The organism is Roseiconus nitratireducens, assembly GCF_008629675.1.
Classification (GTDB): Bacteria; Planctomycetota; Planctomycetia; order Pirellulales; family Pirellulaceae; genus Stieleria; species Stieleria nitratireducens.
Genome location: NZ_VWOX01000020.1, coordinates 74219 through 90461 on the forward strand (window position 1 = coordinate 74219; position 16243 = coordinate 90461).

The 16243-nt window shown below is 62.1% G+C and carries 8 protein-coding genes; 3 read left to right on the top strand and 5 right to left on the bottom strand.

Going from position 1 to position 16243, the window contains the following annotated elements:
* The 3 genes from FYK55_RS24820 to glgA form a co-directional block, all read right to left on the bottom strand.
* Positions 1 to 2166 (bottom strand): alpha-amylase/4-alpha-glucanotransferase domain-containing protein, encoded by a 2166-nt coding sequence (locus tag FYK55_RS24820; protein WP_150079323.1) that lies wholly within the window; start codon positions 2164 to 2166, stop codon positions 1 to 3.
* Positions 2167 to 2781: 615 nt separating this feature from the next.
* A complete protein-coding gene (locus FYK55_RS24825) occupies positions 2782 to 4182 on the bottom strand; it encodes a galactose-1-phosphate uridylyltransferase (RefSeq protein ID WP_150079324.1) in 1401 nt (466 codons plus the stop codon).
* A gap of 219 nt (positions 4183 to 4401) precedes the next feature.
* On the bottom strand, positions 4402 to 5892 hold the full coding sequence (gene glgA, locus FYK55_RS24830) for a glycogen synthase GlgA (RefSeq protein WP_150079325.1): 1491 nt from the start codon (positions 5890 to 5892) through the stop codon (positions 4402 to 4404).
* Between the two features lie 340 nt (positions 5893 to 6232).
* Between glgA and FYK55_RS24835 the strand changes: the two genes are divergently transcribed.
* Complete coding sequence (locus FYK55_RS24835; protein ID WP_150079326.1) at positions 6233 to 9559, top strand: serine/threonine protein kinase; 3327 nt, start codon at positions 6233 to 6235, stop codon at positions 9557 to 9559.
* A gap of 157 nt (positions 9560 to 9716) precedes the next feature.
* Here the strand turns inward: FYK55_RS24835 and FYK55_RS24840 are convergent, their stop codons facing one another.
* Positions 9717 to 11003, bottom strand: coding sequence for a glycosyltransferase family 4 protein (locus FYK55_RS24840; protein ID WP_150079327.1), 1287 nt, complete (start codon positions 11001 to 11003; stop codon positions 9717 to 9719).
* Positions 11004 to 11178: 175 nt separating this feature from the next.
* On the opposite strand from FYK55_RS24840, the gene FYK55_RS24845 reads away from it, so the two are divergent.
* Both FYK55_RS24845 and lepA read left to right on the top strand, forming a co-directional pair.
* On the top strand, positions 11179 to 12243 hold the full coding sequence (locus FYK55_RS24845; RefSeq protein ID WP_150079328.1) for an ROK family protein: 1065 nt from the start codon (positions 11179 to 11181) through the stop codon (positions 12241 to 12243).
* Positions 12240 to 14036: a translation elongation factor 4 gene (gene lepA / locus FYK55_RS24850; protein ID WP_150079329.1), complete on the top strand. Its 1797-nt coding sequence runs from the start codon at positions 12240 to 12242 to the stop codon at positions 14034 to 14036. The genes FYK55_RS24845 and lepA overlap by 4 nt, the downstream gene beginning before the upstream one ends.
* 115 nt (positions 14037 to 14151) lie before the next feature.
* On the opposite strand, the gene FYK55_RS24855 is transcribed toward lepA, so the two are convergent.
* Positions 14152 to 16200, bottom strand: coding sequence for a pyruvate kinase (locus FYK55_RS24855; protein ID WP_150079330.1), 2049 nt, complete (start codon positions 16198 to 16200; stop codon positions 14152 to 14154).
* Positions 16201 to 16243: the final 43 nt, after the last annotated feature.

The window sequence follows — 16243 nt, forward strand, 5'->3', positions numbered from 1 at the left end:
TTACAGGTGAATCACCTGCTGGTCGCTGACCGTTTCGGCGTGCTGCTCGCAGTTGGCAGCCAGTTCGATCTTGGCGTGCCAACGTCCCTCGTGGTCGGCGCGAACGTGCCAGTGCGGTTGCACACAAACGCTCTGGTGCACCAGTTCGAATCCACCTTCGCTCTGACTGACCGTCTCGATCGGGAAAGCCCAAATGCCGCTGGGGCGATCCAGATTCAATTGGACGTCGATGCCCAACCAGCGATCCGATAGCGACAACGCGGTTGCCTCGGTCAAATCCAACGGCTGGCCCAACTGGCCCAGCCGGTTTCCGGACTGGTCGGAGAAGTAGCGATCGTCGGCGCCGGAGGGCAAGCCGGCAAAGTTGAATTCGATTCCGAAGTGGAACGATTGATCCTGCGGCAGGTTCTCCAACAGGTAGGTGATCTCCAGCGTGTCCGAACCGGCAACCATGGTGATGGCCTTGGTCAACGTGATCGGAACTCCCCAGGCGTTTCCGTCCCGCCGCATCTGAATCTGGACACGATCCTCGCCGCGCCGCAGCTTGGCTTCAAACGGCAGATCGACGAAATCGCCTCGCTCGTCGGCGTCACCGCGCCACACCGATTCCAGTGTCGCATCGCTGTCATAGAAGTGATCCATCAAGCTCTTTCGGGCATACCGGTCGTACTGCAACCGCTTGTCCAGGTCGGCCTGCTTGAAGACCACGCGGTCGTGAATGCTCGCGACCTCTTCGTCGCCACTGCTGGGGCCGGCCAACACTTTGCGGTGATAGCTTTCGGGGCGGCGTTTCAAGGTCGCCAGCAGATTGTGGCTGATGTCACGGACGTCAAATTCGTACAAACGTCCGCCGCGTCCCGGAGCCACCCACACGCAAAGCTTGTCGTTGCTCAGCCGAACTTCCTGCATGCCGTCAAAGTCATAATCGTCGGCCGTCGCTTGCACGGAATCGACTGCGTCACCGGTCACTTTCTGCAGCAGGTTGTCCGCCGTGATCAGGTGCTGGTAGATGGCGTTTCGCAGGTGCGGCAAATAGATCCCGCCGAACGCCCCGTGCCAGTACGGGCAATTGCATTGACCGCGGTACAGGTGGTCCCGGATGACCGACAACTGTCCGGCATCGACACCGGCCGCCTCGGCATCGGCCAGTCGACGACTGACGTGCATCATCCGGGCGTACATCTCGTTGGTTTCGTCGTACTTCGTTTTGAAATTGCGCCAGTACCCGCCCCGGACGAACGAACGCAGATCCTTCCAATGCTGGTGCTTTTCCATGGCATGGGTCAGCTCGTCCAAGCGTTGCTGTGCGTCGGTCGGCAACGACCATTCCGTCATTTCGCGATAGCTGCAATCGGGCAGGTAGATCTTGCCGGCCGGCGCCGTGCGATTGACGGCTTCGCCCAACGTGACGGTGTGCAGCCAGGACGCGTTCTCCGTCAACGCATCGAACAAGCCCCGCAACCAACCCTTTTCGTAAACGTGCTGCTTGGTATCGGGCCACGTGCCGAATTTCTCTCCGTCGTCGCCGAAGGTCAAAACCGCCCCGGGCGTGCGTTCGGCAACCTGCCGACAATGATCGATGGTCGCTTGAACCGGCTGGAAGGGAATCGTGTAGCGGAGATGCTCGGATCCCGGGAAAACTCGCAGGACACGGCCGTCGTCCTCGGTGATGAAGTAGCCGGTCAACCGCTCTTCTTGCACACCGGCGGCTCGGAAATGGTAGTCATCCAGAACCGTGTAGCGGATCCCAGCGTCGGCAACGTCGCGCGTCAGTGAAGATTCCCAAACGCGTTCCGGGGTCCACATGCCGCGCGGGGTCACGCCCAGATTGCGTTCCAGCCAGTGCGCGTACGCCTGGATCTGTCCGATCCGATCCCGCGACGAAAGCATCGTCAAAATCGGCTCATACTGCGGGCCGCCGATGATTTCCACGCGGCCGGCTTCGACCAGCAGACGCAGCCGGTCCAGGTACTCGGGATGCCGTTCCGACATCCACAGCATCAAAGGACCGGACGTGTGCAAAGAGATCTGCAGCTGCTCGTAAGGCTCGAAGACCTCCATGAATGGCAGATAACTGTCCTGGTAGGCCTGCTCGAAGACGCCGTCGAAATTTCCGATCGGTTGGTGATTGTGCAGAGCCAAACAAAGATGAACGTGGGCAGTCATGTTCAGTGCAAACGCAAACGTGGAATGATGGCAAAAGGCAAGTTGACGACGGCCAAACCGACGCGACCGATTGTACGGACCGAAGCGGATTTTCCGCATGGCCTAATTGGCAACGAATCGCCCAGGAACCGAAATTCCCCGATGTCGACCGCACAAGGTTTCCGCGTTCGGAATCACCCCCGCAATCGGCACCGACGCCCCTGACTGACTATCGGCATCCTTGGGGGGAGGGCTCCACAACCCAGTGTTTAGAAATTCGTTCAGAAATGCATCGTCGTTTTTGCCGGGCGGAGCACCTGGCGACAGCCCGGAAGCGACAATGTTCGGACAGGGCCTGTCTGGATACCGTCACGCCTGATCAAAAATAACGTGATTTGCACTACCGTGAGCGGCAAGGCGGTAGCCGCCGGTCGATACGAGTCCACCCGCGGCTGGCGCCACGCGGCTCACGAAAGGTGGCACGATCCGACGTCGCGACCGTCACCAAGCGGTGGCAATGCAGCACGTTCCACGCTCTGGCGAGCGTAGCTACCGAGCCAATCCCACGCTCTGGCGAGCGTGGCTACGTGAGCCAATTCTCCACGCTCTGGCGAGCGTGGCTACCTGAATGCCCGGCTAGTGGATCGCCAGCACGTGCCTGGGATCATTGGCGAATGCGGCCTCGCGATAGCGGTCGGTCGCGTCCTCAGGCAGCATGGAATTGATCATGCAATCGCTGCTCCACTCGAATCCCGCGGTCTTGGAGAGCCGGGGAAACACGTCCAGCGACCAGTGAAACGCGTCGGGTTGCTTGATCCCGGGCGGACAGGTGTGCAACAGGTAGTTGTACGCCTTGCCGGGGAATGCCGTGTCGACCCAGCCGAGCACCCGCCACAGGAAACTGGCCAGATTGTCCAACGCGTTGTCCGAAAAATCATCGAAGTGCGGCTGATGCATCGTCGACGTGACTCGCACCAGACCCGGAAAACGGCTGGCGAAGGGGCAAAATGCGACGAAGGAGTCGGCGTGATCAATCACCCGCGTCCGCTCGTTGAGCTCCGCCCGCAGCAGGTCGCAGCCGAGAGCGCATCCGGTCCGGGCACGATAGTTCTGGCAACGTTCCGTCACCGTGCGGACCCGCTGCGGCATCAGACTGGTGGCAATCAGTTGGCTGTGGCTGTGCCGCAGCGACGCCCCCGCATCGGGGCCGCAATTCTTGAACACGCTGATGTATTCGATCCCCGGCACCTGCCGCCAGTGGCGGATGCGATCGCGATAGGCCAGCAGCGTCATGTACAAGAACGAGGCATCCAACTGCGTGATCAACTCGGCGTGTTCGGACGACTCGATCATCACCTCATGGCCGCCGACGGTGTCGGTGACCGGAAAGAAACTGCTTTGCTGCTGCGGGATCGCACCGGCGGTGTCAAAGGGACTGACCGCGGGAAACTTGTTCGGCACCACGCGAATGTCCCAATCCGGCTGGTCCGACGGACGGACTTCCACGGCCGGCCGCGCCAACCGGGTCCGATCGTCATCGGCGCGGCAGGTCAATTCGTCCGACCGCTTCGCTGACCAAACCGCTTTGGGCGTTTCCGATTCGGCGCCGCGGCAAAACGGACAATCTGGATCAACGCCATGAACCGTTCGATGCTCCGATTCCGCACACCGAGCTTCCAAGATCGCATAGTCGTTGGGACGCTGATCACGCTCGGGAGCGAAGATCGTCCAGTCACCGGTCAACAAATCTCGCCGAGAGTGTGACGCGGTGACACGATCACGTTCCCATTGATTGATCCGAGCCTGGATGCGTCGATCCGGCATCCGCTCGATCGACGGTTGTCCGGACCGACCTTGCCAGATCAGCTTGGTTTCGCAGGCCGAAGCCAGATGCGTGTCTTGGTCGCTGAGCTGCTTGGCGGACACGGTTTTTCCGGCCAAGACGTATCGACCACGAGATTCGATCAACAGTTCGTTGGCGGCGTTTTTCGATGAAGATGGGGTCTCAGGCGAGACGCGATCGGCGTTGGACGACATCGATGACAGTTACGACTTGACGGGGCTGTGGACATCAGGAACTTGGGCGCGGAGACCACCTTCAACTCTCGCTCATCGTTCACTTGTCGACCGCGATGACTCCATTGCTGTACGCGGGGGACCGGGACCCCAACTTTAGCGATTTCTCACCGATTTCCAGCCTTTCTTGCCAAGAATCTCCGATTCGCCGGTGGCCACAAAACACCGCCCCGCGGGGCCTCACCGACTAAGGGAAATTGCGTTTTCGTAAAGCTCCACATACTGGATCGCACTCTTCCTCCAAGACCAATCCATCGACATCGCGCGGGCGACCAGATCGTCCCAATTTTTTTTCTCGTGATAGCGCATCTGCAGGGCCCGTCCGATCGCTTCATCCAATCCGTCCGGCGAGAACTCGCTCAGGTGGAACCCGGTCGCCGTGCCGTCGGCCAACGTCTCCGGCGTGCAATTGACCACGGTGTCCGCCAGACCGCCGGTAGCCGTAACGATCGGCACCGTTCCGTAGCGGAGGCTGTAAAGCTGGTTCAACCCACACGGTTCGTAGTGGCTGGGCATCAAGAACAGATCCGAGGCCGCTTCGATCTGGTGGGCCAACGCGTCGTCAAAACCGATCCGCACGGCAACTTGGTCGGGCGCCTGTTCGGCCAACCGCACCAAGTCCGCCTCGATCCCCGGGTCGCCACTTCCCAGAATCATCCATTGGGTCGGCCGCTGCTCCCGCACGTGACGCTCCAGCACCGGCAGGATCAAATCCCACCCTTTCTGCTCGGCCAACCGCCCGACCAGCCCCAGCATCGGCACCTCCGCCGAACGCTCCAAGGAAAACGCTTCCTGCAACGCCAGCTTGTTGGCCGTCTTGCCCTGTTGCCATGAATTGACATCGAATCGCGCCGGCAGGTTGGGATCGTTGACCGGATCCCACACGGTCACGTCGATGCCGTTGGTGATTCCGGTCACCCGATTTCCGTCGCCGCCCTTGGCCGCCAACACGCCGTCCAATCCGCAACCCCGGTGCGGCGTGCAAATCTCCATCGCGTAGCGGGGACTGACGGTGGTCACAAAGTCCGACGCCGCAATGCCGGCCTTGAGGAAATTCAGGTGCCCGTAGAATTCGAACGACCGGTGATTGAAGTAGGCCCACCCCAATCCGGTCCAACTGAATGCCTCAGCGGGGAATTGCCCCTGGTAGGCCATGTTGTGGATGGTCATCACCACCGGAGCGTCGCACACCGCCGGGTAGAACTCGGGCGTCGCCCGCAACAGCCCTGGGACCAATCCGGTCTGCCAATCGTTGCAGTGCAGCACATCGACATCCATCCCGATCCGCGGAAGCGCCGCCAGCGCCGCCCGACAAAAAAATGCGAACCGTTCGGCATTATCGGGATAGTCGCCGGAAGCATCTCCGTACAGCGACTCTCGGTCAAAGTACTGCGGCTGGTCGATGAACCACACCGGTACCTGGCTCAGCGGCAGCTGGGCCTTCAACAATCGGCCGCCGACCAATTTCCCACCCGACATCGGGATCGCAAAGCTGATGTCGGTCGTTTCGATCTTGATGCCGGCCCGGTGGATCTGTCGGAACGCCGGCATCACGACCGCGCAGCGGTTTCCCAACGCGGCAACTTCGCGGGGAAGCGTCCCGCAAACATCCGCCAAACCGCCCGTCTTAGCAAATGGCACCGCCTCAGTTGTCAAATAAGCAATATTCAAAGGTGAAGGCTCTGTCGAAGCGGGATCCATTGATGATTTGATTGCCGGCCGCCAAATCCTGCCCAGCCGAGCAATCCTGGCAACACCGCGCGGCGAACGATTGGGGCAGCGTCTCACGGTGGTCGGGAATCGACGGCACGCGCGGCATTCGGTTCAGAGTGTAAACATCGTGCGTGGCGATTGCACCGCTGAGGATTGTCACGCTATCGATTATTGATCGCTTTTCGCGCGTCGGACGAACCCACACCGGTCTCCGACCAGAAGTCGATTGGCTAAACTGAGACGGTGCGTTTTCGCGCTGCCCGCCCGATTTCTATTCCCCCTGCTTGTCCCGCGTTGAATGTCGATCGCACTCAGCGAATTCTGGTCTCGTCTCGTCAGTGCCGGCATCACCGATGCGCCGGGTTGCAAGCAGATGGCCGCCGCTTTCGCAGCGGCCCACCAGGGTGATCCGCCAGCCAACGCCGCCTCGCTGGCCAAGTTTCTGGTGCGAACCGGTCAGCTGACATCGTTCCAGGCAAAGGCGCTCGTTTGCGAACCCGAACCCTCGTTGCGGGCCGGCGCGTTCGTGATCACGGGGGACCAGCCGCCGGTTCCGTTTCGACACTGGCTGCCGGTGCGAACGGTCTGTGAGAATTCGGCTGATCCGGTTCGCAACGGATTCCTGCTCAGAATCCCACTCGGTTCGCTCGACGACACCCGCCGCGCGGCGTTGGCGGCTCACGCCAAAGTCAGCTGCCCCACGCTGCAGACAATCGAATTGTCCGGTGGAGCGCAATCGTCCGACGCCAATCGCACCGTGGATTTGTTCAGCCCGATTCCGGAGGGTGGATCGCTGTGGCAGGTGCTGCAAAAGAAACCCCGGCTGAGCGCGCGCAAGACCATTCGAATCGGCGTGGATGTGGCGCGCGCTCTGGCGGCGATGCATCAGGATGCTTCCACGACGTTGGTCCACGGTGCGGTCGCCGCCGACCACGTTTGGGTGACCCCCAAAGGCAACGCCGTCCTGCTGCGTGATCCGTCCATCACGTCCTGGTCACCGCACTCCGATGTGGCCTCCAGTTGGATCGATTGCATCGAGCCGGCCGCGCGCTATGCCGCGCCGGAGCTTGCCGATCCCACCGCCGTGGCGACGCCACGTTCCGATCTGTACGCGCTGGGCTGCTTGCTGTTTTCTCTGCGAGTCGGTCGGCCTCCGTTTGAGGGCACGGACACGTCGGCGTTGTTCGCCGCCCACCAGGATCACATCCCCGATGAATTGCAGGACGCTGCCACTCGGGGCGCCGAGGGAGACCCGATCCTGCGTGTGGTCGCCTACGCGATGGCGAAAGATCCCGCGGCCCGATTCGACTCCGTCGCCGCCTTCGCCGACGCGCTGCAACGGGTGGGCGAAGTCATTCAGGAACACAAACAGTCCGCATCGAAACAGCCCCCGCCGAAAGCGGCTTCGGCAACCAACGCCCCCAAGAGGGAAGCCGTCCCCGCCGCAAAGCTCTCCGCCGCGGAAGCACCTGCGGGGGAGCAGATTGCCAAGGCAACCCAACCGACCGTCGCGAGGGAATCGGCGGCGACGTACCACACCAACACGGCTGCCCGGCCAGCGCCGCCGGCAACCGCTAACGACAGTTCACCCGCGGTCGAATCCGCCGCGGCCGCGACCCGGCCGGCAACGTCGACGCCTCCGCCGGTTGACCGCACACCGCCCGCGCAGACCGGGTCGGACACACGGCCCGTCGATGACGTGGCCGCCGTCGATCGGGCAGCCACCGCGCCGGACCGCGAGCCTCCTCAGCTGACCGAGCAAGGATCGATCGCGATCGATACCTCGGCCCCCGAAACCTCGGCCCCGGAAACGAATCCCGAACAAGTCGCGGCGACCGCGGAAGCCGAGTTGTCGTCGGCTGAATTGTCTTCCGCTGCCGAGACGGCGCCGACGCGTCGTCGTCGACGACGTCGGAAGAAGAATCGGCTGCCCATTCTGGCCGGGATGATGATCCTGCCGCTACTGATGCTGGGCCTGGCCATCGCGCTCAGTGGCAGCGGTGATGAAGAGACGAACGCGCCGCGACGTCCTCCTCCGCGTCTGACCGGCGCGGTCCCACGCGTCGGACAGGCTCGCCGGGACAGCCAATCCGATCCCAACCAAACCAACCCGACCGCGCCCGCGGGCGGTCCCGCAACGCAAAACGGCTATGAGATCGTCGACAGCGACCGACTGTTGTGGGTGCCGCCCTACCCGGCGGACACACAACCGCCGTCGTTGGAACTGCTGCCGCCGGGACCGGCGGCGTTGATTTCCGTTCGGCTGGCAGCGATGACGGACAAAGCGGCTGCGCAACCGATGCTCACGACACTGCAACCGGAATTGGATCCGTTGATCGATGCGGCCGTCAGCCGCGCCGGCGTCGCACGCGACCAGATCAAACGCTGCACGATCGGGCTGTATCCTGGCCGCGGCGGATGGCCGGAGGTCGCATTGGCGGTCGAACTGGAAACGCCGACCAGCATCGACTCGTTGACCCAGCGTTGGGGCGCATTGAAATCACAAACTCCCGACGGGGTCACCCTGTATGCCGGCGAAGACCTGGACGGCGACGCGTACTTCGTCGCCGGCGGCGAACGAGGCAAGCTGGCCCCGGGGGCGGACGTGGAACGTTTCGCGGTGGCCTCGCTGGACCGCATCCGTGAAGTCGCCGAGTTGGACGGGGGTCCGATTCCGCTGGTCCGCAGCTTGCAAACCCTGTGGGACCGGACCAGCCGGGAAAGTGATTTGGTTGCCGTGATCACACCGAACTTCTTGTTCGCCGACGGGCGAGAACTGATCGCGTCGACGGTCCCGGAGTTCCAAGATCCGCTCAAACGGTGGCTGATCCCCGACGTGGCCGCCGCGTCGATCACGGTGACCGCCGCCGACCAGACCCTGTACGTGGAACTGCGGGAAGTCCCCAGCGGCGGTGCGACCTCACCGGCACTGCTGAAGTCTTTCCGTGATGAAGTCGCGTCCTGGCCGCAGTGGGCAGATGATTTTATTTTGCAATCGGTACCCGATCCTTCCTGGCGGCTGCTGGCGAGTCGCTTGCCGCTGATGTTGCGTTTCGTCGGCCAACAGACGCGCAGCACGATCGAAGGGGAAACCGTTGTCGCGTCGCTGTACCTGCCGCCGGACGCGGCGGCGCAAGTCATGCTGGCATCGATGTTGGCCATGAACACGCCGCCCGGCGGTCCGGTCGTCGCGTCCAAACCAAAGTCCACCGAGCCGCTGACGGTCCAGCAGATGCTCGATCGGCCGATGTCGATTTCTTTCACCCAGGAGTCGTTGCAGTTCGCGGTGGCTGCGGTCGTCGATGAATTCACCCAATCACTTCCGAACAATTCCACGATGCCCGAAGTACGCATCATCGGGAGCGACTTGGAAAAGAACGGCATCACCCAGAACCAGCAGATCCGTGGGTTTGAGAAACAAGCGGTCCCGCTGCGCACCGTCCTGACCGATCTGGTTTTGGGTGCCAATCCCGACAAGACAGCGACGGGCCCCAAGGATCCCAAACAGTCGTTGGTGTGGGTCGTGCATCCGTCGGGCAAAGAACCCCAGGACACGGAAATCCTGATCACGACGCGTGACGCCGCAGCGAATCAATACGAATTGCCGGCCGAGTTCCGCCCCTAGCCACAACAGCGGCGGACATGCACGCAGCTTCACGGAGTGAAAGGCGACAAACGAGTCGCCACGCTCGCCAGAGCGTGGCTTTCTGCTCTCTGGCGACAGCAGGGGTTCTGCAAAATTTCAGCCAGGGCCCAGCAGGACAGCGCCGCCATTGCGGCGATCACGTCTGCCCGATCAGCCGTGCCAACTCTTCGGCCGAGGCCTGAATCGAATGCCGCGACCGGACACCGTCCCTTCCCTCCTCGGCAAGCCGCTGCCGACGTTGCGGATCGTTCACCAAGTCAATGATCCCGCGACACAGTGCGTCCAGATTGTCCGGCGGGACCAGCACGCCTCCGCCGGTCGAGCGGACCAACTCGCCAAAGGCACCGTGGTCGGGCATCACGACCGGCGTCCCGGCCGCCAACGCCTCCAACACGAACAACCCTTTGGGATCTTCGTACTCGGTCGGCACGCTGAGCACATCGACGTCGCGAAGGAACCGGATTTTGCCCTGCAGGTCGGGGCTGCCGTGATAGACAAACCGGTCCTGCAAACCGACTTCGAGCAGCCGCTCGTGAATGGATTCCAGGTAGGCTTCGTTGGCCGGTCCCAACCAACCGGCCGCGTGCAGGGTCAACTGCGGGTGGTCGGGCGCGATCCGTTCGAACGCTTCAACCAATCGGTGCAGACCTTTTTCGGGCGCGATTCGGGCCAGGTAGCCCAGGCGGACGTCGGCGTCGGAAACGGGTCGCCGCTCGCCGGCATCGCTGAACGGTGCTAAATCGATCGACAAGGGCGTGCGGACCAGTTTGGCCGCGGGGATCTGCAGCAGCGCCCCCATCTTCTGGCCGTAGAAATCGCTGTGCACGCAGAACCGATCGACGTGCGGAACCAATTCGGCGCACAGCCGGATGGCTTCACTTCGCGAAGCCTCTGGCAGGTGGTCCAAAAAGATGTCGTCGCCTTGCAGCATGACGACGATCTTCACGCCGGGCAGATGCTTTCGAAGACCGGACAAGCCGCCGCCGATCAGCAGGTTCGTCAAGATGACCACGTCCGGCCGCACGTCCCGAACGATCCAGTCCTCCAGCCGCTGAAATTCTTTGGCTTGATGGCCGTGCTCACCGCGCAACATGGACACGGCCAGGTTTCCCAACAGGGCCGGATCGGTGGCACCGGCACGGCGGGTGGCCCAGCGGATCAGGGGGGGAAAATCCACCAGGTGTCGGAGCGATTTCGGCAAATAACGCAACCAGGGCATCTGCTGCAGCAGATAGACCTGGATCCCGCCCAGAAACACCTGCTGGGTCGCGACACTTTCCTCGTCGGTCCGAATCGGGGTGTAAACGGGTTGCAACAGGCAGTCGATGCCGCAGCCCCGGAGCGCCTTGGCCAGCGCGTTGTCGTGCATGCAGCTGCCGCAGAACATGCCGGCGGCACCGGCGGTCAGATACACGACTTTCATCGAAAAGGACTCCTTAATCGGGGCGATCGGCAAGCTTCCGAGCGGATTCGGGGACGAATCTTGCCGGTAGTTTGGCACGCTGAAAACGCTCGTTGTGACGACTGCGGCTCGTTTCTATACTCCGCCCTCCGGGGGATGGTCACCGGAACAGTTCTCTCCAGCCTTGGTCTTCACGATGAGTTCGCAACCCGATTCATCCGTCAACGATGGACCGGTCCTCGCACCGATCGAATCTGCACGGGCGCCGTTTTATTGGGGAATCGACATCGGAGGCACCGGAATCAAACTGGGCTTGGTGGACGAAAACGGTAAAACAGTGGCCTATGAGAAGATAGCCACGCGTGAATCGGAAGGGGCGACGTCGGCCGTCCAGCGGATCGCTGCGATCGTCGGCGAAGTGGAGGACCGGCTGGGAGTGGCCGGCAAGGTGCCGGGTGTCGGGCTCGGCGCGCCCGGTCCGATGGACCTTCCCGGTGGCTCCCTGGTGGCCCCACCCCAACTCCCCTCCTGGTGGGACTTCCCGATCGTGTCGGCGACCGAGAAACTGCTGGGACGGCCGGTTGCGTTTTTGAACGACGCCAACGCCGCCGCGTTCGGCGAATTTTGGCTCGGCAGCGGGCGTGATTCGAATTCGATGATCCTGCTGACCCTGGGCACGGGCGTCGGCGGTGGGATTATTGTGGAAGGCGAACTGGTCAACGGCGTGAACAGTTTCGGCAGCGAGTGCGGCCACATCCTGGTCGATCCGTCTCCCACCGCCCGGCTGTGCATCTGGGGCGGCGGTCGCGGACAATTGGAGGCCTACGCCAGCGCCAGCGCGGTCGTGGGACGCACGCTGCAACGGCTGACCGACGGGGCCGAGAGCGCGCTCAGCGGTTTACTTGGTGGCGGCAATTCGGAATTGACGGCGTTGAAAGTCTACGAGGCGGCGAAGGAGCACTCCGACGCGCTGGCACTGGAGATCATTGACGAAACAGCAAGATGGCTCGGGATTGGCATCACCACCCTGGTCCACGCCCTGGATCCCGGCGTCGTGACTCTCGGCGGTGCCATGAACTTTGGCGGCTCAGAATGTCCCATCGGACAACGGTTCCTTGACGGGATCAAAAACGAGTTCAAACACCGCACGTTTGAGAACGTGTACGAGGGCACCAGCATCGGCTTCGCTTCCCTGGGTGCCGACGCCGGATACTTGGGCGTTGCCGGATACGCTCGAAAACAAACTCTTAAAACACTATGACGAAACAGATTCGCAACTTCTGCATCATTGCCCACATCGATCACGGCAAGAGCACCCTGGCGGACCGATTGCTGGAGGAAACCGGAACGGTCAGCAACCGCGAAATGAAGGCCCAACTGCTGGACGATCTGGAATTGGAACGCAGCCGAGGCATCACGATCAAAGCCCGCGCGGTGGCGATGAAGTTCAAACGCGGCAAAGAGGAATACGAGCTGAACCTGATCGACACCCCCGGGCACGTCGACTTTCAGTACGAGGTTTCCCGGTCGTTGGCCTGCTGCGAAGGCGCGTTGCTGCTGGTCGACGCCTTCCAGGGTGTGGAAGCCCAAACGGTCGCCAACGCGTTCGCGGCCATGGAGCATGACCTGCACATCATCCCGGTGATCAACAAGATCGACCTGACCCACGCCCGGCCCGACGAAGTGGCCGAAGAAATGATGAACTCGTTGGGCACCGACCCCGACGAATGCGTCCGCGTCAGTGCGAAAACCGGTCAGGGCGTCGGTGATTTGGTCAACGCCATCATCGACCGCATCCCGGGTCCGACCGGTGACCCCAACGCGACTTTGCAGGCGATGGTGTTTGATTCCAATTACGACGACTTCCGGGGCGCGATCACCTACGTTCGCGTCATGCAGGGCACCGTGCGGAAGGGACAAAAAATCAAGTTCCTGCGCGCCGGCACCACCCACGACGTGGTCGAACTGGGACAGTTCGCCCCCCAACGTGTCTCCCGCGATGAACTGGTTGCCGGTCAGGTCGGATACCTGATCTGCAACATCAAAAGCCTGGGAGACGTGCATATCGGCGACACGGTCAGCGTCGCCGGCGATCACCCGGCGCCGGCCTTGCCCGGCTATTCTCGGCCCAAGCGGATGGTGTACTGCGGTTTGTTCCCCAGCGACGGCCAGGATTTCAGTGACCTCCGCGACGCCTTGGAGCGTCTGGCCATCAACGATCCCAGCTTTGAATTCGAACCGGAAACCAGCGATGCCCTGGGGTTCGGTTTTCGCTGCGGATTCCTGGGGTTGCTGCACATGGAAATCATCCAGCAGCGTCTGGAAAATGAATCGGACATCGATCTGGTCCAGACCGCGCCGAACGTGACCTACGAGGTGGTCAACAAGCGCGGCGAAACCATCCAGATTCACAAGCCGCAGGACGTTCCCGATCCAGGTGACATTGAGGAGTTTCGGCAACCGATCGTCCGCTGCAACATCATCGTGCCCAGCGAGTTCATCGGGCCGGTGATCCAATTGTGTCAGGAACGACGCGGCATCCAAAAGACACAGGAGTACCTGGGCGCCCAGCGGGCCATGCTGACTTACGACATTCCGCTGGCGGAAGTCGTTTACGATTTGCACGATCGAATCAAAAGCGCGACGCGGGGCTACGGCACGCTGGATTACGAAATGGTCGGCTACGAACCGGCCGATCTGGTCCGCTTGGACTTCCTGGTCAACGGCAATCGCGTCGATGCGCTGAGCATCGTTTGCAACCGGGCGGACGCCGACCGACGTGGACGCGCGGTCGCCAAAAAGCTGAAGAGCGAAATCGACCGCCACATGTTTGAAGTCGCCGTCCAGGCGGCGATCGGCAGCCGCGTCATCGCCCGCGAAACCGTTCCCGCGATGCGCAAGAACGTGACCGCCAAATGCTACGGCGGCGATATCACGCGAAAACGCAAACTGCTGCAAAAGCAAAAGGAAGGCAAAAAGCGGATGAAAGCGGTCGGCAATGTTGAGATCAGCCAGAAGGCCTTCATGGCCGTTCTCAGCGAAGCCGAAGGCTGACGCGCGCGATTCGACTTTTCCTCGACGCTCATTCCGCCGCCCGTTCGCAACTTCCAAATTCCCTGGCGCGGTAATGAGAGGATGGACCTGTGCGGTCGTCCGTTTTGCCGGGCCACTACGTCATCGCTTCGACAAACAATCGGTCGGCGATGTGCAGGCGGCGAAACGTCGGCCGCTTTTTCTCCTGGTGCTGTTGCATCCGCTCCAAGATGTCGTGCAGGCGTCGCACCGTGTCGACGATGTGCGGGCCTTTGTTCAGCATCACACACTCGGCCCGCGCCGCGACCCCCGCATCGGTTAGCTCCGCACGGCTTGGCAACCCTTCTTTCGCCGAACCCTCCAACACCTGCGTCGCCCAGACCACCGGCAGGTGGGCCGCCTCCGACATCCACAAGATCTCTTCTTGGACTTCGACCAGACGTTCCCAGCCGCATTCGACGGCCAGGTCACCCCGGGCAATCATCACCCCCGCTTGATCGCTGTGCATCACCTCCAACAGCAAGCGGGGCAGAGTCTCAAAGGCTTGGCGATTTTCGATCTTCAGGATGATCCCCAGATCAATGCGTCCCAAGCGTTCCAGGTGCCGCCGCAACTGGCGGACATCGTCGGGACCTCGAACAAAAGAAAAGTTGACCAGATCGGCGTGCTCGGCGATGAACGAAAGATCGTTCAGATCGGTTTCGGTCAGCGCCGGAAGCTGCAAGTCGGTGTCGGGAAAGTTGATCCCCTTGTCTTCTCCCAATCGCTGACCTTTCTCACGGGCGCGAGTGATCTTCACTCGCAATTGGCGATCGTTCGCCTGTTCGACCACGCCGGCGATCTTGCCATCATCCAGCAGCACGCGGTGACCGGCGCGGACGCTGGCAAACACCTCCGGCAACGTGCATCCGATCGTCGCCGGTTCGCTCAGACGTCCGTCGCGATCGCGACTGGCCGGGCGTCCGGCCAATGCGGGTTCGGTGATCAGCAGCACGTCATCGACGTGAAGTACCAAGCGGGTCGATCGCGGGGGCAACGGTCCCAGAGTCCCATCCACCGTTGCCGTGCCATCATCACCCACGGCCGAGGATTGGATTTCCACGCGTGTCTGATCTGTTACGTAGGCCGTTTTGCGGGCTTCTGCCAACATCCCGTTTTCATCCACGTGCAACACCGACAACGTCCTTTTCCGGCCAGCCGCATCGGTGAACCGCAGGCGATCGCCCGGCTGCGCCGCTTTCCACCACTCGCCGGTTACCGGAACGACCACATCGCAATCCGGTTGCGGCTGAGCGGCCGCGTTCGGCGTCATCCAAAGACGCGCCGGCTGGACCACGATGCCAAAGTCGCTTCGCTGTGGCTTCCACTTCAAGACGCGCGGGCCCTCCACGATCGGACCGGTGCGAATCTTGGGCCCCCCCAAGTCCATGGCGACGCGGCACCGCCGTCCCACGGACGCTTCGGCCGATCTCAGATTGGCGATCATCGCCGACCAGGTCGACGGCTCATCGTGGGCGCAGTTGATTCGCATCACGGTCATCCCCGCTTCCAAAAGCTCTCGGACCAGGGTGCGATCGACCGCTGCCTCGGGCGGCATGGTGACCATGATCGCAGGCTCGCGATCGGCGTTGCCGCCGAACAATCGCTCCGTGTTGACTCGCAACAGTTCGCGTCCGGCGCTAAAACTGATGCCTCCGCCCATCTCGGAACCGTCGGCCTTGTCGACTGCCTTGCCCTCGGCCTTGTCGGCGGTGGCGTTCACCGCGGGCGGCCGCCCCAAAATCCTGAGGACCGCGTCCAGATTCGCCTTCACCGACCGTTCGCAACGCCCCAGCGACGAGAGGCCACGGACCACCAATTGCTCTTGCAGATCGCGGATGTCATGGCGACGCAACGCCACGTAGTGAAGCAGGTTGGCGCCGCTGAGTCGCCGACGTGGCGGCAGGCTTCGCAACAGCGGTTCCGCCTTGGCTTGGAGTGCGGCCATGTCACGCCGGATGTCCTGCAATCGCTGCCCGAGTTCGTCCCCATCGTCCAACGATGAAGACAACTCCGCTTGCGATGACAAATCCGTCGGCGAACCGCCGGCGTCAAACAATGCCTCCTCTGGGTCGATATTCGAAGCATTCATCGGCGTCGGAAAGTTGGAGATCCGAAACAGGCGACCCAGCTGATTGTTGACCATCACCCCAGGACCGACAACCAGGATTTGTCAGCGATCCCGACTC